We start from the raw sequence: 21,780 nt of genomic DNA on the forward strand, positions 1-21,780 counted from the left end.
GCTCTCGCAGATCAATCGTACAGTGCGTGCCTTTGTTACGCATGACCGTGATTTGGCAAAAGAAGTCATCGAAGACGATGCAGAAGTAAATGAATACGAAGTGAAGTTGGAAAAGAAATCATTTGAAATGATTGCCCTCCAACAACCTGTTTCGCAAGACCTTCGTACCGTCTTGACCGTTCTCAAGGCAGTGTCAGACGTGGAACGCATGGGAGATCATGCAGTGTCTATCGCTGAGGCGACTATTCGTATGAAGGGGGAGCAACGTATCCCTGCCGTTGAGGAAGAAATCAAAAAGATGGGACGCGACGTGAAAAACTTCGTTGAAGCAGCTCTAGATCTCTATCTCAACGGTTCTGTGGATCAAGCCTACGAAGTAGCGGCTATGGATGAAAAAATCAACCATTACTTTGATAGCATCCGTGATTTGGCTACAGAAGAAATTAGGAAAAATCCTGAAGCTATCGTTACAGGCCGTGATTATTTCCAGGTCATTTCTTTCTTGGAACGTATCGGTGACTACGCAAAAAATATCTGTGAATGGGTTGTTTACTTTGAAACAGGTAAGATTGTCGAACTATAAGAAACGGTTTAAATATACAGAAAAAAGGCTGATTAGAATATATCAGTCTTATTTTTTATGAAAAGAATTGTTTCACAATCAAAATCTCTAAAAGGGTTGACAACTATTTTTAAAAGAGTTATAATTATTCAGAAAAAACAGAAAGGTCGTTTATTTATGAAGTTTAAGAAATGGATATTAGTTGTGTGTAGCATGCTTGCCAGCATGATTTTAGTAGCTTGCCAGTCGGGAACGGATAGTTCCCAGTCTGCTGTGGAGGCTATCAAACAAAAAGGAAAGCTAGTCGTTGCGACCAGCCCAGACTATGCACCGTTTGAATTCCAAGCCTTGGTAGATGGTAAAAACCAAGTGGTTGGTGCAGATATTGATATGGCTCAAGCAATTGCAGACGAGCTTGGGGTTAAACTTGAAATCTCTAGCATGAGTTTTGACAATGTCTTGACCAGTCTTCAAACTGGAAAGGCTGACTTAGCCATTGCAGGTATTAGTGCTACAGATGAGAGAAAGGAAGTCTTTGACTTTTCAATCCCTTACTATGAAAACAAAATGAGCTTCTTGGTTAGAAAAGCCGATTTAGACAAATACAAGGATCTTTCAAGCCTCGCAAGTGCCAATATCGCAGCTCAAAAGGGAACTGTGCCAGAAACCATGGTCAAGGAACAATTACCAAATGCCCAATTGACATCTTTGACCAATATGGGTGAAGCTGTCAATGAGTTGCAGGCTGGAAAAGTGGATGCTGTTCATATGGATGAACCAGTTGCTCTTAGCTACGCAGGTAAAAACTCAGATCTTGTCGTTGCATCTGTTAACTTGACGATGAAAGATGGCGAAGCCAATGCTGTTGCTATCAAGAAGGAACAGTCAGACTTGAAAGCAGTAGTCGATAAGGTTATCCAAAAACTAAAAGATGATGGAACCTATCAAACTTATCTTGAAAAGGCAGCGAAACTAACAGAAGTTGAACAATAAGAAAAAGCAGAGTTGGACTTTAATCCAATTCTGCTTTTATGTATTCTAATAGCTCTTCTAGATTTTCAAGAGTGACTTTGGCAAATTGATAAGGACAGGCATCCAAATAAGCCTTCTCAAAAAAGTTTAGTTTGAGTGAGCTGTGTTTCAGACTGGCAATTTTAGGATAGTTTCTCAAATCAAGCAGAAGGCCATCGTGTAGAGGATAGTGGGGCAAGGGACAGGTGTTTTCTTCAAGCACTTTCTTTATCTGAGCCTGATAGTTCTCTTGAAGGCTCAGTCGAGCCAGTCGATTTTTTTCAAATAACTGGCTATCAATGTAAAGAGAAAGAGCCTTTTGCATGATGAGATTGCTGTCATAGTCCAGGATATTTTTATAGGAAACAAAGGCCTCTTTTAGGGCATTTGGGAGAATGAGAGCGGTGATACGAAGGGCTGGAAAGAGGCTGGTTGAGAAGGACTTGATATAAATGACCCGATCCTCAGTGTCCAGATAGTGGAAGGTCTGCCCTTTTTTAGGGTCTAAATCCCCTAGATAGTCATCCTCTACGATGTAAACACCATACTGGTTTGCTAGATCCAGAATAGCCCTCTTTTCCTGATCAGAATAGGAATGACCGAGAGGATAGTGGAAGCGAGGAATGGTATAGAAAAATTTGATTTTCCCAGATTTGAACTGTTCTTCCAGTTCTTCAAGGTCAATGCCATCAATACGGCGTTCAATGGTCTGGTGGGCCAATCCCTGAGCGACCAAGAGGCGGTTCATTCGGTGGTAGGTCGGTTGTTCGACCAAAATCTTCTCTCCCTCGCTCGGAAAGTTGATCTGAGAAAGGATAAAGAGAGCTTGCTGGGTACCAGATGTTAGAACCAGTTGGTCGGGTTTGCAGTAGAGGGCTTGGTTGAAAAGAAGTTGATGGACAGATTGTCTCAGTTCCTCAAGTCCTTCTTGGTTGTCATAGTAGTTGAAGAGGTAGTTTTCTCTTCCAATTAGGGTTTCATTGACGCAGATTCTGAAGTCGTCATAGGCACTGGCATGTTCATCAGTGACTTCGATTTCCAAGTCCTGATGCTGTCCTTGTTCCAGAACATAGTAACCACTCTGAGGTTTGGCATAGAGGTATTGTTCATGGCGCAATTCCAGTAGGGCTCGTTGGATAGTGTCCTTGCTACAGTGGAAGTCCTGGCTCAGTTGACGGATAGAGGGAAGCCGGCTGCCTGTTGGAAATTTTCCTGATTCGATACCCTTTTTTAGAAAGGAAATGACTGCTTGGTATTTACTTTCTTTCTTCATTCCAGACCTCCCTTGATTTTGTTACATTGTACCTTTTTTTTGCCTCCTTTGCAATGGGAAAAGCATTTCTCCCTTTCACAACTAGGAGCAAATGTGGTATACTTAGAAAGTATGATGATTCATTGAAAAGAAGATAAGAAAGAGAATGGATAGAAAAGTGCAGGAACCAGTTAAATTATTTCAATACAATACCCTTGGAGCCTTGATGGCTGGCCTTTATGGTGGGACCATGACAGTAGGAGAATTGCTGGAGCATGGTGACCTTGGTTTGGGAACCTTGGATTCTATTGATGGAGAATTGATTGTCCTTGATGGCAAGGCTTATCAAGCCAAGGGATCTGGTCAAACGCCTGAAATCGTTGAGGTGGCAGCGGATGCTCTTATTCCCTATGCAGCAGTGGTTCCTCATCAGGCAGAAGTGATTTTCCGTCAGCGTTTTGAGATGTCAGATAAGGAATTGGAAAAGCGAATTGAGTCCTACTATGATGGGGAAAATCTTTTTCGTTCCATCAAGATTCATGGCGAATTTTCACAAATGCATGTGCGGATGATTCCCAAATCCACACCTGATACCAAGTTTGCTGATGTGGCGACTCACCAACCTGAATATAGCCGTGAAAATGTATCGGGGACTATTGTTGGATTTTGGACACCAGAGATTTTCCATGGAGTGAGTGTTGCAGGCTACCATTTGCATTTTATCTCAGATGATTTGACCTTTGGTGGGCATGTGATGGACTTTGTTATTAAAGAAGGAATGATCGAGGTTGGGGCAGTCGACCAGTTGGACCAACGTTTTCCAGTCCAAGATCGCCAGTATTTATTTGCGAAATTTAACGTTGACGAGATGAAGAAAGATATTGATAAGTCAGAATAGGAGAAAAAATGACAGTACATATTATCCTTACCATGATCGTTTTGGTTCTCATTCTAGTAGGTGGGACTTGGTATGCCAAAAAACGGTTTAAAATCTCTCTTGCAGTGATGGGCTTGGGGGCAATCGCATTTTTTGTTTCTTCTCAAGTGTTAGAGAAGATGGTTCACCTTCTGGTACTCCATCCGCAAAAAGATGGAACCATTCCGCTTATGCAGGAGCAGCCTTTCTTATACGTCCTTTATGGAATCGCCATGGCTTCCCTCTTTGAAGAAACTGCCCGCCTTGTCTTTTTTAAATGGTTGGAGAAAAAGAGAAAGCTAGAAGATCGAGATGCTTTGGCTTATGGTTTGGGACATGGGGGCTTGGAGATGCTCTATCTCGGAATGGGAAGCTTGATCAGTCTTTTGATTCTCTTTTCACTCATCCAGTCTTCAAATACTGATGTAGCCAATCTTCTTCCAAAATCTACGCTCGAAACGGTTCAGTCTCTTTCTGTATGGCAGGTTTATTTACTAGGAGTTGAACGTGTGCTTGCTCTGGTTCTACAAATTGGTCTTTCCATCTGGGTCTATCAAAGTGTCCGTCAAAAGAAATGGATCTACCTCCTTGCTGCCTATGGTTTGCATGCCTTGTTTGACTTGGCTCCAGCCTTATCTCAAGTGGGATGGATTGCAAATCCGCTTCTAGTTGAGTTTATTCTTCTCGTAGAACTTCTAGCCTTTATCTGGCTGACAAAATCTATATTTTGGAAAAAATCATAAAAAGAGGGGTGACCTCTTTTTATTGTTCTCTCTTAACTCTGTTTTTGTCCATTTCTTACTATTTACCACCCGTTGTATTATCTGGAAGACAAGCCAATCTTTCTGTTTAATACCTATTTACCAAGGGACAGCCAACTTTTTAAGAAATGAAAAATTTGTTTAATAAATTCTTCAATTAAGCTAAGGAGATACCGTTATCAAGGAAGTCCACATCAACTTTATATATGCTCGAAAAAAATTTAAAAAATTTTTCATTTTTCTCTTGACATGGAACGCGTTCCAGAATGTACAATGGTATCAAAGGTTGGGAATGCGCATTTAAACCGACCTATCACACGCTAGCGGACAAAGAAGAAAAGAGGACAACATTATGACCATCAAACGTATTTTTTCAGATATGGACGGCACACTTCTCAATTCTGAGGGCCGCGTTTCTAGCGAGAATAGCAAGGCTATCCGCGATGCTCAGATTCCGCTGACTCTGGTTTCTGCTCGAGCTCCAATGGAAATGAGAGAGGCTATCGAAGCACTTCAGCTGACTGGACCTCAAGTAGGTTTTAACGGTGGTTTGATTTATCAGATTGTGGATGGAAAGGTTAAGCCCCTTCATATAGACATTCTCCCTAGAAAGACAACACAAACTATCTTACAGGCAGTGCGCCAGCATTTTCCACAAATTAGCGTCAGCTATTATGATATGACGAACTGGTATTGTGATAGAATAGATGAAGGGATTCGTCTAGAGTTCAACATCACGCGCCAGGCACCAACACTTACAAACGAGGCTGATTTTCTAGCAGCCAAGGACAATACCTTCAAGATAATGATGATTGCCCTAGATAATGACGATTTATTGGCACTGGAGAAATACTTGCAAGCCCTAGACTTGGGCGAGGTCAGCATTCTCCGATCTGGTCAATATCATCTAGAAATTACCAGTAAAACTGCTAAAAAATCAAAAGGTATTGCTTATATTCTCAAAAAAGAAGGTTTAGATAAGAGCCAGACCGCTGCCTTTGGTGATGGGCACAACGATATCCCAATGTTTGAGATGGTGGACTATCCAATTGTAATGGGCAATGCCTTTCCTGACATCAAAGAGCTGGCTTATAAGGTAACACGCAGCAATGATGAACATGGTGTCGGCTACGGCATTCGTAAATATCTCAAAAAAATCCATTAATCACGTGTTTGGAGGATGTCAATCCTCCTATAGAAAGCAAACAATGACAAATATTCGAAAAATTGCCAAACTGAGTGGCTACTCGGTTTCTAGCGTGTCACGCGTCATCAACAACCATCCTCATGTATCCGAGGAGGCTCGTCAGAAAATCCTGCAAGTCATGGAGGAACTGGACTACCGCCCCAACATTCTAGCTCAGGAGTTAAGTTCAGGTTCGACTCGTCGGGTCGGTGTTGTTATTCCCTACACGACACTCCATCCATATTTTAGTCAGTTACTGAATGGGCTTTTGGATGCGGCCTTGGCTCATAACCACACCCTGCTCATCCTACCTTCTCGATATGATATAGATTTGGAAAAAAATTACCTGGAGCAGCTTCGAGGACGGGCCTTTGACAGTCTTATTTTCACCTCTCGCAGTGTGGATTTAGAAACCATTTCTTCCTACACTAAGTATGGTAATATTGTCTGCTGTGAGGAAGTGCAGGACCCCAATCTGAGCAGCGTCTATGTGAATCGGACCCATGCCTGCAAGACAGCCTTTAATTGGATTAAAGAACAGGGAAAAAGTAGAATTGCTCTGCTATTTACCCGAAAAGACCTAAAAAGTTCCACCTACCGTCTCACTATGGAAGCCTACAAGGAAGTTTTTGGTGAAAAAAAGGAACCTCTGATTTTGGATGGTATTTCCACGGGAGAGGATGCTTATGAGCAAGGGGATAGCCTACTAGAGCAAGATTTAGACTGTATTTTCAGCAACGGAGATGATGTGGCAACTGGTGTGGTTCGCTATTATCAGGAGAAAAATCTTGAATTACCTTTGCTGATTGGCCAAGAAAAGCAACTGACAGGAGAGGTGCTGGGGATTCCTACCATTGATAATAAATCCTACCAACTCGGTCAGGAAAGCTTCAAACAAGCACTCTCTGACGAAAAACGGACCATTATCCTACAATCGGAGTTTATCATACGATGATAAAATAGGCTCAAGCGACAATCGTCACTTGAGACCTATTTTTCTTCTATACAGCATCCGTAAACAAACCATAATGCAGATGCTTAGGCAGGCAATCAAGACCAGACGATACGGATCCAGCCCTGAGCTGGAACTAGCTAGGTGCACCAAGTTACCAGAGAGATAAAAGACAAGTACACTAACAAGATAGGCAATCCCCTGATAAATATTCCAAATTGTAAAGGGGCTAGGACTTGCTGCCTGGTGTTTGACTAGAGAAATGTAGAGTCCCCATAGAGCTCCCACAGCCCCATTTAATAATCCCCAACCTATGCTCCAAAAGATTGTATAGGATACAGCATCATGGGGAAGAAAGAAGATCACAAGAATCTCACATCCCGTTACCAACAGTAAGATTGTGAAAAACAGAGAACGTCTTTTTTCAAAACAAGGACCTGCAAGAGCAAAGGCTAGGACGTTCCCCAGCAAACTCATACTCGAATATAGAGACACGAGGTTGGCGGAGAGGTGCAATACCTGTACCATATAGAGGACATTCATCGTTAAGGTTACATATAAAATCAAACTATCCAAAAGTAGGATACGGACATGGTGCCAGAGCTGTTTTTTCAAAACCTGCCAGTCCATCTGCCTTGTTACTTGATGATTTTGAAACAAGCTATAGTCTGTTTGTAACTGTTTCAAAAGGATAACCTGCATGAACAGACTAGCAAGAGCAATCACCAGTAACCAACGATAATGAAGTGCAGTCAGCTCTTTTCCGATGAAAAAGGAAATAAGAAGGGTATAAAAGCTCGTGACCAGCTGAAACAAACCTAGGTAACTGAGAAATTTTGCGCGGACTTTCTCTTCTGTTAATAATAATATTAAGGGATTCCAAGCCAGACCAAAGCCCAACTCCACGGCTATCTGATATAGAACCAGAAAAAGAGCATAGATAGAAAAAGTCACACTTTCGTAGGGAATCACTACTAATATCCCTAGCAAACATAGCTTAGACAGTATACTCCACCGCATCAGGTCAAGGAGATTTTTCCTTCGCATCAGATAAGACAAGGGAATGCGGACAAGGGCTATAATTGGTAGCATTGTGATAAGCCAGCTATTTTGCAAATCACTAAAACTTAAAATCTGACTCATAAAAAGAATCATGAAGTCACCTGTTATGGTGATGGAAACAATTTGATTACTGAGGTTGAGCCCTACCATACTAGATTGATATGATTTTTTCATTTGTTCTCCTTTCTTGCCTCATTATAAACCAGAGTTTGTCCCTTTTCTAGGAGTTCATGATGAAGAAATATGCACTTATGTTGCAAGGAGAAAGCATTTATGAAACTATGGCACTATTTTAAAGAAACATCTAAGGAATTTTACCTTGAAGAGTGTGGGATTGATGATTATTCTAGCTTTCCGTTTTATGACTATACTGTTTTTCAGGATTTTGTCATCCACTGGATTTGTGAAGGGAAAGGCTACCTGCAAGTTGATGGGCAGACCTATTCTTTGGAGAAAAATGATGGTTTTATCCTAAGAAAAGGCCAAAAAGTACGCTATTGGGCAAATCCAGAAGATCCTTGGACAACCTACTGGCTGGGATTCTCTGGAGACAAATTAAGCGACTATTTCCAAAACACACAAGTTTTTTATGAGTCTGTTTGCCATTTCGATAGTCTTTTTCAAAGCAGAGAAATCATTCAAGACATCTGTCACAAAACTGCAGAAAATAGGCAGAAAGAAAGCTGGTACCAGATGCAAATTTATACCTTCCTTTACTATTTGCAGGAAGAATTTCCAGCAGAAATACCGCTGAATGTCACTCAACTCCCTGTTGAAAAAGCTGCACAGATTTTACTACAACAGTACCAACAAGATATCTCTATTCAAGACTTGGCATCCCAGGTCGGACTCAGTCGTAGTACTTTGTTTCGTCAGTTTAAGAAACTTTATCATAAATCTCCTCAGCAATTTCTCCTTGAAACACGCCTGCTAAAGGCAAGAACACTCTTAACTGACACTAATCTATCTATAAAAGAAATTACCTTGGAAGTCGGCTATCAGGACCAACTAGTCTTTTCAAAAGCTTTTAAGAACCTTTTCTCTGTGAGTCCTAAATTTTACCGCCAAGGCTGGAAAAATCCTCCATCCAACTAGCATCCATCTCAGCATTTGCTTTAGAAGGAGGTTATTGATTGCTTCAAGTGTAGATAGATTCAATATAAAAAATTTTGAAAACAGCATCCTGAAAGTTAGATATCATTTATCTAACTCTTAGGGTGTTTTTCTATAGTCCCCCATTCACGTCAACATCTGTATCCATCATTTGAAAAACAAGAGTTGAATTATCAATAGTCATTTTGAGGTCGTCAAATGTCTCTAAAAATGGTATAATGGAATGAATTTTGAAAAAGGAAGAGTGACATGTCAGTAAAAGAAAAAATGCTTGAAATCTTAGAAGGAATCGATATTCGTTTTAAGGAACCTTTGAAGACCTATACCTATACCAAGGTAGGGGGACGAGCGGATTATCTGGTTTTGCCACGCAATCGCTATGAGATGGCGCGTGTTGTTCAATTTGCCAATCAAGAAGGAATTCCGTGGATGGTGCTAGGCAATGCCAGCAATATCATTGTTCGTGACGGTGGAATCCGTGGATTTGTCATCTTGTGTGACAAACTCAATAACGTTTCAGTTGATGGTTATACCATTGAAGCGGAAGCTGGGGCTAACTTGATTGAAACGACACGTATTGCCCTTCGTCATAGTTTGACTGGTTTTGAGTTTGCTTGTGGCATTCCTGGAAGTATCGGTGGAGCAGTCTTTATGAATGCGGGTGCCTATGGGGGAGAGATTGCTCATATCTTGCAGTCTTGTCAAGTTTTGACCAAGGAAGGGGAAATCGAGACCTTGTCTGCCAAGGAATTGGCTTTTGGTTACCGTCATTCAGCTGTTCAAAATTCTGGAGCTGTTGTTTTGTCAGCTAAATTTGCCCTATCTCCAGGGAATCATCAGGTTATCAAGCAAGAAATGGATCGCTTGACGCACCTACGTGAACTCAAACAACCTCTAGAATACCCATCTTGTGGTTCAGTCTTTAAGCGTCCTGTTGGTCATTTTGCAGGTCAGTTGATTTCAGAGGCTGGATTGAAAGGCTATCGTATCGGTGGTGTGGAAGTATCTGAGAAACACGCAGGTTTCATGATCAATGTTGCTGACGGAACGGCCAAAGACTATGAGGACTTGATCCAATCTGTTATTGAAAAAGTCAAGGAACACTCAGGTGTCACTCTTGAAAGAGAAGTCCGAATCTTGGGTGAGAAGGAATAAGGTTGGGGTTGAAAAATTGCTGCTATAACCATTGTAAAGGGGGTGAAAGCCTATCGTTAGTGAAGATGTATGTAGGCAGTTTAATCTCCTACACGAGGTAGTAGCGGCCTAACAGAGCCCTAATCTGTTAATTTATGAAAAAGAAGGAATTTATGACAATTGAAAAAACCAATTATTGAATTCAAAAACGTCTCTAAAGTTTTTGAAGACAGCAACACCAAGGTTCTCAAAGACATTAACTTTGAGTTGGAAGAAGGGAAATTTTACACTCTTTTGGGCGCATCTGGTTCAGGAAAATCAACCATTCTAAATATCATTGCAGGTTTACTGGATGCGACGACAGGGGATATTTTACTGGATGGAGTACGGATTAACGATATCCCAACTAATAAACGAGATGTCCATACCGTCTTCCAATCCTATGCCTTGTTTCCACATATGAATGTGTTTGAAAATGTTGCCTTTCCACTCCGCTTGCGTAAAGTCGACAAGAAAGAAATCGAACAACGCGTAGCAGAAGTTCTCAAGATGGTTCAGTTGGAAGGTTATGAGAAACGCTCCATCCGTAAACTTTCTGGAGGACAACGTCAGCGTGTGGCCATTGCCCGAGCCATCATCAACCAACCCCGTGTAGTCTTGCTGGACGAGCCCTTGTCAGCGCTGGACTTGAAATTGCGAACAGACATGCAGTACGAACTGCGTGAACTGCAACAACGATTGGGGATTACCTTTGTCTTTGTCACTCACGATCAGGAAGAAGCTCTCGCCATGAGTGACTGGATTTTCGTTATGAATGATGGTGAGATTGTTCAGTCTGGAACACCAGTGGACATCTACGATGAGCCAATCAACCACTTTGTTGCTACCTTTATCGGTGAGTCCAATATCTTGCCAGGAACCATGATTGAGGACTACTTGGTCGAGTTTAACGGACAAACGCTTTGAAGCAGTCGACGGGGGGATGAAGCCAAATGAGCCTGTTGAGGTTGTCATTCGTCCAGAGGACTTGCGCATTACCCTCCCTGAAGAAGGCAAGCTCCAAGTCAAGGTTGATACCCAGCTTTTCCGTGGAGTTCACTATGAGATTATCGCTTATGATGAACTTGGAAATGAATGGATGATCCACTCGACTCGTAAGGCCATTGTGGGTGAGGAAATCGGTCTGGACTTTGAACCAGAAGATATCCACATCATGCGCCTCAACGAAACCGAAGAAGAGTTCGATGCTCGTATCGAGGAGTACGTAGAAATCGAAGAGCAAGAAGCAGGTCTGATTAACGCAATCGAGGAGGAAAGAGATGAAGAAAACAACCTCTAAACTCTTTGTAGTGCCCTACATGCTTTGGATTGCCCTCTTTGTTCTCGCACCCTTGGTCTTGATTTTCGGTCAATCCTTTTTCAACATTGAAGGCCAGTTTAGTTTAGAAAACTATAAATCCTACTTTGCGTCACAAAACTTGACCTATCTCAAAATGAGCTTCAACTCAGTGCTTTATGCAGGGATTGTCACCTTGGTAACACTGCTCATCAGCTATCCAACAGCCCTCTTTTTGACCCGTCTTAAGCACCGTCAACTCTGGCTCATGCTGATTATCTTGCCAACCTGGATCAATCTGCTCCTTAAGGCCTATGCCTTTATCGGGATTTTTGGTCAAAATGGCTCTATTAACCAATTTTTGGAATTCATCGGAATCGGTTCGCAGCAGTTGCTCTTTACGGATTTCTCCTTTATCTTTGTCGCAAGCTACATCGAGCTTCCCTTTATGATTTTGCCGATTTTCAATGTCTTGGATGATATGGATAACAATCTTATCAATGCCAGCTATGACCTCGGTGCGACCAAGTGGGAGACTTTCCGCCATGTCATTTTCCCTTTATCGATGAACGGTGTGAGAAGTGGGGTTCAGTCTGTCTTTATCCCGAGTTTGAGTCTCTTCATGCTGACACGTTTGATTGGTGGGAACCGTGTTATCACCTTGGGGACAGCCATTGAGCAGAACTTTCTAACCAATGACAACTACGGTATGGGTTCTACCATCGGTGTGATCCTCATCCTAACCATGTTCATCACCATGTGGGTGACCAAGGAAAGGAGAGAACGATGAAAAAATTTGCCAATCTCTACCTAGCCTTTGTCTTTATCATCCTTTACTTGCCAATTTTTTACTTGATTGGCTATGCCTTTAATGCAGGGGATGATATGAACAGCTTTACAGGCTTTAGCTTGAGCCATTTTAAAACGATGTTTGGTGATGGCCGTCTCATGTTGATTCTCACCCAAACCTTTTTCTTGGCCTTTTTATCAGCCTTGATTGCGACCATTATCGGGACTTTCGGTGCTATCTATATCTACCAGTCTCGTAAGAAATACCAAGAAGCCTTTTTATCACTCAATAATATCCTCATGGTTGCGCCTGACGTTATGATTGGTGCCAGCTTCTTGATTCTCTTTACCCAACTCAAGTTTTCACTTGGCTTTTTGACGGTTCTATCTAGTCACGTGGCCTTTTCTATTCCTATCGTAGTCTTGATGGTCTTGCCTCGTCTCAAGGAGATGAATGATGACATGATTCATGCGGCTTATGACCTTGGAGCTAGTCAATTTCAGATGTTTAAGGAAATCATGCTTCCTTACCTGACACCGTCTATCATTGCAGGTTACTTCATGGCCTTCACCTATTCGCTAGATGACTTTGCCGTGACCTTCTTTGTGACGGGAAATGGCTTTTCAACCCTGTCAGTCGAGATTTACTCTCGTACTCGTAAGGGGATTTCCCTAGAAATCAATGCCCTCTCTGCCCTTGTCTTTCTCTTTAGTATTATCCTAGTTGTTGGATATTACTTTATCTCACGTGAGAAGGAGGAGCAAGCATGAAAAAACTCTATTCATTTTTAGCAGGAATTGTAGCGATTATCCTTGTCTTGTGGGGAATTGCGACGCATCTTGACAGTAAAATCAACAGCCGAGATAGTCAAAAACTGGTTATTTACAACTGGGGGGACTATATCGATCCCGAACTCTTGGAGCAATTCACAGAAGAAACAGGAATCCAAGTCCAGTATGAGACCTTTGATTCTAACGAAGCCATGTATACCAAGATCAAGCAGGGCGGAACGACCTATGATATTGCCATCCCTAGTGAGTACATGATCAATAAGATGAAGGACGAAGACCTCTTGGTAGCACTCGATTATTCAAAAATTGAAGGGATTGAAAATATCGGACCTGAGTTCCTCAACCAGTCTTTTGATCCGGGCAATAAATTCTCCATTCCTTATTTTTGGGGAACCTTGGGAATTGTCTACAATGAAACCATGGTAGAGGAGGCGCCTGAGCATTGGGATGACCTATGGAAGCCAGAGTATAAGGATTCCATCATGCTCTTTGATGGAGCGCGCGAGGTGCTGGGACTCGGGCTTAACTCACTCGGTTACAGTCTCAACTCCAAGGATCCTCAGCAGTTGGAAGAGACAGTGGATAAGCTCTACAAACTGACTCCAAATATCAAGGCCATTGTGGCAGACGAGATGAAGGGATACATGATTCAGAATAACGCTGCTATCGGCGTGACCTTCTCTGGGGAAGCCAGCCAGATGTTGGAGAAAAATCCTAATCTCAAGTATGTCGTTCCGACTGAGGCCAGCAACCTCTGGTTTGATAACATGGTCATTCCAAAAACCGTGAAAAACCAAGATGCCGCCTATGCCTTTATCAACTTTATGTTGAAACCCGAAAATGCTCTCAAGAATGCTGAGTATGTCGGCTATGCGACACCAAATATCCCAGCAAAGGAACTGCTCCCAGAGGAGACCAAGGAAGACAAGGCCTTCTACCCAGATGCAGAAACCATGAAGCACCTAGAAGTTTATGAGAAGTTTGACCATAAATGGACAGGAAAATATAGTGATCTCTTCCTACAATTTAAAATGTATCGGAAGTAGGAGATATGCTTTCTTGTCAGCTTTTCCAGTTGACGCAGACTAAAAAAAACAGTATAATAGAGGAGTTGAGAATTGATTTTCTGTTATCTTAGTCCAGAGAAATGGCGGTGCTGCGAGCCATCTAAGGTAGGAAGTCATGCTACTCAATCATACAATTGCATAAGAATAAGAGAATGACAAGTTCATTGAATGAAGGTGGTACCGCGGTTTTTCGCCCTTCGTGATATGGACTTGTCTTTTGATTTTTGGAGGTGTTTATGAAGACATTTCTCGTGAAACAAAAATTTCGTCTTGGAGGCGAACGCTTCGATATCAAAGATGATAGAGGGGTAGTGAACTATCAGGTGGAGGGCTCTTTCTTCCAAATTCCTAAGACCTTTACCATCTATGACGCCTATGGTGAGCAAGTCAGTGAGATTAGTAAAGAATTTTTCACCTTGCTTCCTCGCTTTACTATTCAGCTACGAAACGGTTCCAATTTCGTCATTCGTAAGAAGTTGACCTTCTTTCGAGATAAGTATGAGTTTGATGATCTAGGGCTTCGGATCGAGGGCAATATCTGGGATTTGAATTTCAAATTGCTAGACGATCGTGATCAGCTTGTCGCCGAGATTCGGAAAGAGATTTTCCATTTGACCTCGACTTACACCGTAACCGTCTATGAAGACTCTTATGCAGATCTGGTCATTTCCCTTTGTGTCGCGATTGACTATGTGGAGATGCTGGAAAGCCAATCAAATTAAACAAGTAAATAAGGAGATATTATGAAACAACTATCTAGTGCTCAAGTTCGCCAAATGTGGCTAGATTTTTGGGCAAGCAAAGGTCACTCTGTAGAACCATCAGTGAGCTTGGTTCCAGTAAACGACCCAACTCTTTTGTGGATTAACTCTGGGGTAGCAACCCTTAAGAAATACTTTGACGGAACTATTATCCCTGAAAATCCACGTATTACCAATGCGCAAAAAGCTATTCGTACTAACGATATTGAAAACGTAGGGAAGACTGCGCGTCACCATACTATGTTTGAAATGTTGGGGAACTTCTCTATCGGTGATTACTTCCGTGATGAAGCTATCACTTGGGCTTATGAGCTTTTGACAAGCCCTGAGTGGTTTGACTTCCCTGCTGAAAAACTCTACATGACCTACTATCCAGACGATAAAGATTCTTACAACCGCTGGATTGAAGTAGGAGTGGACCCAAGCCACTTGATCCCAATCGAAGACAACTTCTGGGAAATCGGTGCTGGACCTTCTGGACCTGATACAGAAATCTTCTTTGACCGTGGAGAAGCCTTTGACCCAGAAAATATCGGTGTTCGCCTGCTTGCAGAGGATATCGAAAACGACCGTTACATCGAAATCTGGAACATCGTTTTGTCACAATTCAACGCTGATCCAGCTGTTCCTCGTAGTAAGTACAAGGAATTGCCACACAAGAATATTGATACGGGTGCTGGTTTGGAGCGTTTGGTGGCCGTTATCCAAGGGGCTAAGACAAACTTTGAAACGGACCTCTTCATGCCAATCATCCGTGAAGTTGAGAAATTGTCTGGTAAGGTTTATGACCAAGATGGCGACAATATGAGCTTCAAGGTCATCGCAGACCACATCCGTTCCCTTTCATTTGCTATCGGTGATGGTGCCCTTCCAGGAAATGAAGGTCGTGGTTATGTCCTTCGCCGTCTCCTCCGTCGTGCTTCCATGCACGGTCAAAAATTGGGCATCAACGAGCCTTTCCTTTACAAACTCGTTCCAACTGTTGGAAAGATCATGGAAAGCTATTACCCAGAAGTGCTTGAAAAACGTGACTTTATCGAGAAAATCGTGAAGAGCGAAGAAGAGTCATTTGCTCGTACTCTTCACTCAGGTCAACACTTTGCCCAAGGCATCGTAGCTGACTTGAAAGAAAAAGGTCAATCAGTCATTGCAGGTCAAGATGTCTTCAAACTTTACGATACTTATGGATTCCCAGTGGAATTGACGGAAGAAATCGCTGAAGAAGCCGGTATGACGGTTGACCGTGAAGGTTTTGAAGCAGCCATGAAAGAGCAGCAAGAGCGTGCGCGTGCGTCTGCTGTTAAGGGTGGCTCCATGGGTATGCAAAATGAAACCCTTCAAAACATTACAGTGGGAAGTGTCTTCAACTACAATGCTAGTCAATTGTCTTCTAAGTTGGTGGCTATCGTGGCTGACAATGCAGAAGTAGAAGCTGTTTCTGAAGGAACTGCCTCTCTTATCTTTGCGGAAACACCATTCTACGCGGAAATGGGTGGACAAGTGGCTGACCACGGTCAAATCTTGGACGCAGCAGGGAACCTTGTAGCGACTGTAACGGACGTGCAAAAAGCACCAAACGGACAAGCTCTTCATACTGTTGAAGTTCTTGCACCACTTGCTTTGAACCAAGAATACACCTTGGCAATCGATACTAATCGCCGTCATCGTGTCATGAAAAACCACACAGCGACTCACTTGCTCCATGCGGCTCTTCATAATATCCTTGGCCATCATGCGACACAAGCAGGATCTCTGAACGAAGTCGAATTCCTTCGCTTTGACTTCACACACTTCCAAGCCGTGACTCCAGAAGAATTGCGTGCTATTGAACAGCAAGTCAATGAGAAAATCTGGGAAGCAATTGTAGTAGAAACTGTTGAGACAGATATTGACACTGCTAAAGAAATGGGAGCCATGGCCCTCTTTGGTGAGAAATACGGTAAAGAAGTCCGTGTTGTAACCATTGGTGACTACTCAGTGGAACTTTGTGGTGGTACGCATGTTGGCAACACTTCTGAGATTGGTCTCTTCAAGATTGTCAAAGAAGAAGGAATCGGATCAGGAACTCGCCGTATCTTGGCAGTGACTGGTAAGGAAGCCTTTGAAGCCTACCGTGAACAAGAAGACGCTCTGAAAGCTGTCGCATCAACGCTTAAAGCTCCTCAACTCAAGGAAGTCCCTCACAAGGTCGAAGGTCTTCAAGAACAACTTCGTCAGCTTCAAAAAGAAAATGCAGAATTGAAGGAAAAAGCAGCAGCTGCAGCTGCAGGTGATGTCTTCAAGGATGTGAAGGAAGTCAACGGACACCGTTACATTGCAAGCCAAGTTTCTGTATCAGACGCAGGTGCCCTTCGTACATTTGCGGATAACTGGAAACAAAAAGACTACTCTGATGTGCTTGTCCTAGTTGCCGCTATCGGTGACAAAGTCAATGTCCTTGTAGCAAGCAAGACAAAAGATGTGCATGCAGGAAACCTTGTCAAAGAATTGGCTCCAATCGTCGATGGACGTGGTGGTGGTAAACCAGACATGGCCATGGCAGGAGGAAGCAACCAAGCTAAAATCCAAGAATTGTTGGATGCGGTAGCAGGTATAGTAGATTGAAATAAGATGTGAACAAAGAGATTAGGAAAGTCAAATTAATTTCTAGAAACGTTTTAGAATCCTTAGTGTACTATTCTAGATTCAATCCACTATAAATTATAAGACAATAAAGATCTATCCATTTGGGTAGGTCTTTTTGTGCATACAAAAAAGCCAAATCCGGTTGGATTTGACTTGTACCTGATAGGTTTATTTTGCTGCCCAGACACTGACTGAACCTGCTGCTACTGGAAATTCTCCATAACCGTCTGCATCAATTGCGACTTGTGCTGGGTGATTTTCAAGGAGGTCAACAAAGGTTTGGTCAGCCCATTCTTGGCCTACAAACATAGACTTGCTGTTTTCTTGGTCATTGGAGATAAGGACAGCGATTGGGGATTGATGTTCAGCACCCGAACGAACCCATCCGATACAGTTGGCATCGTCAAAGTAGTCTGTTTGCTCTCCATAGGCCAAGTCTTTTCGGATGGCTAGGAGGCGGTCAAGGACTTCTTTGAAATCCTCTTGGGCATATTTTCCTGAAATCCCATAGTAGTCGCCGTAAAAGACACATGGAAGGCCATTTTGGCGTAATAGAATAAGGGCATAGGCTGCTGGTTTGAACCATTCTTCAACAGTCGATTCGAGGGCTTGTCCTCGTTGAGTATCATGGTTGTCGACAAAAGTCACAGCCTTGTCAGGCTTGAGTTCAACCAAGCTATCTGTGAAAATGCAACGAAGGTCGTAGTTTGCTCCAGCTTGACTGGCTTCAAAAAGATTCTGGTGAAGACGAACGTCAACAAGGTCAAAGCGTTCTTCCGTTTTTTCAAGATAGTCTAGATTGGCTTCTTTATCGGGGTTCCAGAATTCCCCAAAAACATAGAAATCGTCTCCGTATTTTTCCTTCATATCACGAATGAAATTGCCCATAAAGAAGGAGTCGATGTGTTTAACGGCATCCAAGCGGAAACCAGCTACACCAGTCGTTTTCATGAACCAGTCAGCCCAGTCATAGATATTTTGGATGACTTCAGGATGCTTAAAGTCTAGGTCGGCATACATGAGGTAGTCGTAGTTACCGTTTTCGTTATCGACCAATTCCTCATTTGCCCAACCTTTATTGTCTCCTTGGATCAGGTAAATGCCAGACTTGCGACGTTTGGCATCGTAGTCTGTGCCAGTAAAGTGGTACCAGTGCCAGTGGAAGTCATTGTAGGTATTTTGGCGACCATCGAAAGTAAAGTGAGTCCAGCCATTGATAGTAAAGGGCTCGCTTAGTTGAACGGTACGGTCCTCAGGGTCCACTTCAATAACCTGAAAGGCTTCCATGTGATCGGCAGCAGCCTTGTGATTGAGTACCACATCGGCCATAGGTCGAATTCCCTGAGCCTTTAGGGCTTGAATGGCTTGAAGATAGTCTTCTTTAAACCCATACTTGGTACGGACAGTTCCTTTTTGGTGAAATTCGCCTAGGTCAAATAGGTCATATACCCCATAACCCACATCTTTTTCATTTGTTGCCTTGAAGGCAGGTGGCATCCAGACATGGCTGATACCAAGGTTTGCTAGGTGCTCTGCGTTATTTGTTAGTCGAGCCCAGTGTTGGCCGTCGTGAGGCAGATACCATTCAAAGTATTGCATAAGTGTCTGATTTTGCATTGTTTTTCCTCTTGCTTATCAATGTTGTGTTTTATTCTACCATAAAGTCCAAAACTACGCAAACGTTTGCGCAAGATTCTATACTCATTTCTGAAATTGTCTATTTTTATCGATTAAAATCTCTCTTTCCATCACAAGGGAAAGGATGTTTTGGTGAAAAAGTAAATGGAATAAACTTATTTTAACAAAAATGACATTCAGTAAACTAAAGCACAAATGGTTAAACGGTTTCTTTTTTGAGAATTGTCACAAAATTTGCTATAATAGTAGCTATGAATAGAATTAGGGTCAGCAGACGTGTTGAAAAAAAGCTAGCTAGGGGTCTAGTTCTTTTGGAAGCAAGTGATTTAAGAGATATTGAACTGACGGATCAGGCAGTAGAAGTACAGAGTCAAGATGGAAACTTTCTTGGGACTGCCTACCTTTCTCAGCAAAACAAGGGCTTGGGCTGGTTTGTTAGTAAGAACAAGGTGACCTTCAATCAAGCTTTCTTTGAAACACTGTTTAGACAAGCTAAAGAAGAGAGAAAAGCCTACTATCAGGATGACTTGACTACTGCCTTTCGCCTTTTTAACCAAGAGGGGGATGGCTTTGGCGGTCTGACTCTTGATCTCTACGGAGATTATGCTGTCTTTTCTTGGTACAACTCCTTTGTTTACCAGATTCGTGAGCTGATCGTAAAGGCTTTCAAGGGAGTTTTTCCTGAGGTCTTGGGGGCTTATGAAAAGATTCGTTTTAAAGGTCTAGACTACGAGTCTGCCTATGTTTATGGTGAGGAAGCACCAGATGATTTTACTGTTCTTGAGAATGGCGTGCTCTATCAAGTCTTTATGAATGATGGCTTGATGACAGGGATTTTCCTAGACCAGCATGAGGTTCGTGGGAGTTTAGTTGACGGCTTGTCCATGGGCAAATCCTTGCTCAATATGTTTTCCTATACGGCGGCCTTTTCTGTTGCTGCAGCTATGGGAGGTGCGAGTGAGACGACTTCTGTCGACTTGGCCAAACGATCGAGAGAGCTGTCAGAAGCTCATTTTCAGGCAAATGGACTCAGCACGGACAATCATCGTTTTATCGTTATGGATGTCTTTGAATATTTCAAGTATGCCAAGCGAAAAGGATTGACCTATGATGTGATTGTTCTAGATCCGCCGAGCTTTGCTCGCAATAAAAAACAAACATTTTCTGTAGCTAAGGACTATCACAAGTTGATTTCCCAGAGTCTAGAGATTTTAAATCCTGGAGGCGTTATCATTGCCAGTACCAATGCTGCCAATGTTTCCCGCCAGAAATTTACAGAACAAATTGATAAAGGCTTTGCAGGAAGAAGCTATCAGATTTTAAACCAATATGGTCTTCCAGCTGACTTTGCCTATAATAAAAAAGATGAAAGCAGTAATTACCTCAAGGTGATTAGTATGAAGGTTAGTAAATGAAATTAATCGTTTCAGTAATGCCAAGAAGTTTAGAAGAAGCGCAAGAACTGGATGCCACTAGGTATGAAGATGCCGATATCATTGAGTGGCGTGCGGACTTTCTTACAAAGGACGCTATTTTACAGGTAGCACCCGCTATCTTTGAGAAATTTGCAGGACGCGAACTTGTCTTTACCATTCGGACTCGCGCTGAGGGAGGAGAAATCGAGCTTTCCTCAGAAGAGTATGTTCAAATCATCAAGGAAGTTACTCAACTCTATCAGCCGGATTATGTAGATTTTGAGTATTTCAGTTACAAGGACGTTTTTGAGGAAATGTTGGATTTTCCAAATCTTATTTTGAGTTACCATAATTTCCAGGAAACACCTGAAAATATGATGGAAATCCTGTCTGAGTTGACGAGTCTAAATCCAAAGCTTGTCAAGGTTGCGGTGATGGCCCACACGGAGCAGGATGTCTTAGACTTGATGAACTATACACGAGGCTTTAAAACCCTCAATCCTGAACAGGAATATGTAACTATTTCTATGGGCAAGGTGGGCAAGGTCTCTCGTATCACCGCTGATGTGACTGGTTCGAGCTGGTCATTTGCTAGTCTGGATGAAGCCAGTGCCCCAGGTCAGATTTCGCTATCAAACATGAAAAAAATCAGGGAGATTTTGGATGAAGCTTGATGGTTATACACGTTTAGCTGCAGTTGTTGCAAATCCCATCAAACACTCGATTTCACCCTTTATCCACAATAGGGCCTTTGAGGCGACAGCTATTAATGGTGCCTATGTGGCTTGGGAGATTGAAGCGGGTGATTTAGCAGAAACAATGGTCAATATTCGTCGCTACCAGATGTTTGGTATCAACCTGTCCATGCCCTATAAGGAGCAAGTGATTCCATATTTGGATGAACTGAGTGACGAAGCGCGCTTGATCGGTGCGGTCAATACAGTTGTTAATCAAGATGGAACTCTAATTGGATATAATACAGATGGCAAGGGATTTTTTAAGAGCTTGCCTTCTTTTACAATTACAGGTAAGAAGATGACCCTGCTGGGGGCAGGTGGTGCAGCCAAGTCTATCTTGGCACAAGCTATTTTGGATGGCGTCCGTCAGATTTCAGTCTTGGTTCGTTCAGTTTCCATGGAAAAAACAAGACCTTACCTAGACAAGTTGCAGGACCAAACAGGCTTTAAAGTGGACTTGTACGCTTTAGAAGATGTTTCTGAACTGCAAGCAAGGATTGCCGAGTCGGATTTACTGGTCAATGCGACTAGTGTTGGGATGGATGGTCAATCCTCTCCAGTTCCTGAAAGCATAGTCTTACCAGAAACTCTCTTAGTAGCAGATATCATTTACCAACCCTTTGAGACCCCATTTTTGAAATGGGCCAGAAGTCAGGGCAATCCAGCCGTCA

The 21,780-nt window shown here is 42.5% G+C and carries 19 protein-coding genes and 1 pseudogene; 17 read left to right on the forward strand and 3 right to left on the reverse strand.

Annotated elements, in window-relative coordinates:
- Both phoU and SORDD15_RS01385 read left to right on the forward strand, forming a co-directional pair.
- Window positions 1-583 (forward strand): phosphate signaling complex protein PhoU (phoU, locus tag SORDD15_RS01380; RefSeq protein ID WP_061415624.1); only part of this gene is annotated, 583 nt, incomplete at its 5' end.
- A 156-nt stretch (window positions 584-739) separates the two neighbouring features.
- A complete protein-coding gene (locus SORDD15_RS01385) occupies window positions 740-1,555 on the forward strand; it encodes an ABC transporter substrate-binding protein (RefSeq protein ID WP_061413706.1) in 816 nt (271 codons plus the stop codon).
- A gap of 19 nt (window positions 1,556-1,574) precedes the next feature.
- Here the strand turns inward: SORDD15_RS01385 and SORDD15_RS01390 are convergent, their stop codons facing one another.
- Window positions 1,575-2,846: an aminotransferase-like domain-containing protein gene (locus SORDD15_RS01390; RefSeq protein WP_061413708.1), complete on the reverse strand. Its 1,272-nt coding sequence runs from the start codon at window positions 2,844-2,846 to the stop codon at window positions 1,575-1,577.
- 145 nt (window positions 2,847-2,991) lie between these two features.
- Here SORDD15_RS01390 and budA point away from each other — a divergent pair, with 145 nt between their 5' ends.
- The 4 genes from budA (at window position 2,992) to SORDD15_RS01410 (ending at window position 6,643) form a co-directional block, all read left to right on the forward strand.
- Window positions 2,992-3,723, forward strand: a complete 732-nt coding sequence (budA, locus tag SORDD15_RS01395) for an acetolactate decarboxylase (protein ID WP_061413710.1) — start codon at window positions 2,992-2,994, stop codon at window positions 3,721-3,723.
- Between the two features lie 8 nt (window positions 3,724-3,731).
- Entirely contained in the window at window positions 3,732-4,484 is a 753-nt protein-coding gene (locus SORDD15_RS01400; protein ID WP_061413712.1) for a YhfC family intramembrane metalloprotease, read from the forward strand.
- Between the two features lie 370 nt (window positions 4,485-4,854).
- Entirely contained in the window at window positions 4,855-5,667 is an 813-nt protein-coding gene (locus SORDD15_RS01405; protein ID WP_061413714.1) for a Cof-type HAD-IIB family hydrolase, read from the forward strand.
- A gap of 43 nt (window positions 5,668-5,710) precedes the next feature.
- A complete protein-coding gene (locus tag SORDD15_RS01410) occupies window positions 5,711-6,643 on the forward strand; it encodes a LacI family DNA-binding transcriptional regulator (RefSeq protein ID WP_061413716.1) in 933 nt (310 codons plus the stop codon).
- A gap of 24 nt (window positions 6,644-6,667) precedes the next feature.
- Here the strand turns inward: SORDD15_RS01410 and SORDD15_RS01415 are convergent, their stop codons facing one another.
- Entirely contained in the window at window positions 6,668-7,876 is a 1,209-nt protein-coding gene (locus SORDD15_RS01415; protein ID WP_061413718.1) for an MFS transporter, read from the reverse strand.
- A gap of 99 nt (window positions 7,877-7,975) precedes the next feature.
- Here SORDD15_RS01415 and SORDD15_RS01420 point away from each other — a divergent pair, with 99 nt between their 5' ends.
- From SORDD15_RS01420 to alaS, 8 genes and pseudogenes are all read left to right on the forward strand, one after another.
- Window positions 7,976-8,797 carry an AraC family transcriptional regulator gene (locus SORDD15_RS01420; protein WP_061413720.1) on the forward strand — a complete coding sequence of 274 codons (822 nt, stop codon included), beginning with the start codon at window positions 7,976-7,978 and terminating at the stop codon, window positions 8,795-8,797.
- A 267-nt stretch (window positions 8,798-9,064) separates the two neighbouring features.
- On the forward strand, window positions 9,065-9,970 hold the full coding sequence (gene murB, locus SORDD15_RS01425) for a UDP-N-acetylmuramate dehydrogenase (protein WP_061413722.1): 906 nt from the start codon (window positions 9,065-9,067) through the stop codon (window positions 9,968-9,970).
- A gap of 159 nt (window positions 9,971-10,129) precedes the next feature.
- A pseudogene (locus SORDD15_RS01430) lies at window positions 10,130-11,288 on the forward strand (ABC transporter ATP-binding protein).
- Window positions 11,269-12,075: an ABC transporter permease gene (locus SORDD15_RS01435; protein WP_000754114.1), complete on the forward strand. Its 807-nt coding sequence runs from the start codon at window positions 11,269-11,271 to the stop codon at window positions 12,073-12,075. Before SORDD15_RS01430 ends, SORDD15_RS01435 begins: the two are co-directional and overlap by 20 nt.
- Window positions 12,072-12,845, forward strand: coding sequence for an ABC transporter permease (locus tag SORDD15_RS01440; protein WP_061413724.1), 774 nt, complete (start codon window positions 12,072-12,074; stop codon window positions 12,843-12,845). The genes SORDD15_RS01435 and SORDD15_RS01440 overlap by 4 nt, the downstream gene beginning before the upstream one ends.
- Window positions 12,842-13,912 carry an ABC transporter substrate-binding protein gene (locus tag SORDD15_RS01445; protein WP_061413725.1) on the forward strand — a complete coding sequence of 357 codons (1,071 nt, stop codon included), beginning with the start codon at window positions 12,842-12,844 and terminating at the stop codon, window positions 13,910-13,912. Before SORDD15_RS01440 ends, SORDD15_RS01445 begins: the two co-directional genes overlap by 4 nt.
- A 257-nt stretch (window positions 13,913-14,169) precedes the next feature.
- The gene (locus SORDD15_RS01450; protein WP_033585627.1) at window positions 14,170-14,655 is read left to right on the forward strand and encodes an LURP-one-related/scramblase family protein; all 486 of its coding nucleotides are present in this window, start codon (window positions 14,170-14,172) and stop codon (window positions 14,653-14,655) included.
- A 21-nt stretch (window positions 14,656-14,676) separates the two neighbouring features.
- Window positions 14,677-17,298: an alanine--tRNA ligase gene (alaS, locus tag SORDD15_RS01455; RefSeq protein WP_061413727.1), complete on the forward strand. Its 2,622-nt coding sequence runs from the start codon at window positions 14,677-14,679 to the stop codon at window positions 17,296-17,298.
- A gap of 189 nt (window positions 17,299-17,487) precedes the next feature.
- Here the strand turns inward: alaS and SORDD15_RS01460 are convergent, their stop codons facing one another.
- Window positions 17,488-18,936 carry an alpha-amylase gene (locus SORDD15_RS01460; RefSeq protein WP_061413729.1) on the reverse strand — a complete coding sequence of 483 codons (1,449 nt, stop codon included), beginning with the start codon at window positions 18,934-18,936 and terminating at the stop codon, window positions 17,488-17,490.
- Between the two features lie 272 nt (window positions 18,937-19,208).
- Here SORDD15_RS01460 and SORDD15_RS01465 point away from each other — a divergent pair, with 272 nt between their 5' ends.
- From SORDD15_RS01465 to SORDD15_RS01475, 3 genes are all read left to right on the forward strand, one after another.
- Complete coding sequence (locus tag SORDD15_RS01465) at window positions 19,209-20,372, forward strand: class I SAM-dependent rRNA methyltransferase (RefSeq protein WP_061413731.1); 1,164 nt, start codon at window positions 19,209-19,211, stop codon at window positions 20,370-20,372.
- Entirely contained in the window at window positions 20,369-21,046 is a 678-nt protein-coding gene (gene aroD / locus SORDD15_RS01470; protein ID WP_061413733.1) for a type I 3-dehydroquinate dehydratase, read from the forward strand. The genes SORDD15_RS01465 and aroD overlap by 4 nt, the downstream gene beginning before the upstream one ends.
- On the forward strand, window positions 21,036-21,780 hold a 745-nt coding region (locus tag SORDD15_RS01475), incomplete at its 3' end, for a shikimate dehydrogenase (protein WP_061413735.1). The genes aroD and SORDD15_RS01475, both read left to right, overlap by 11 nt.

Origin of the sequence: Streptococcus oralis, assembly GCF_001578935.1 — a bacterium.
Taxonomy (GTDB): domain Bacteria; phylum Bacillota; class Bacilli; order Lactobacillales; family Streptococcaceae; genus Streptococcus; species Streptococcus oralis_R.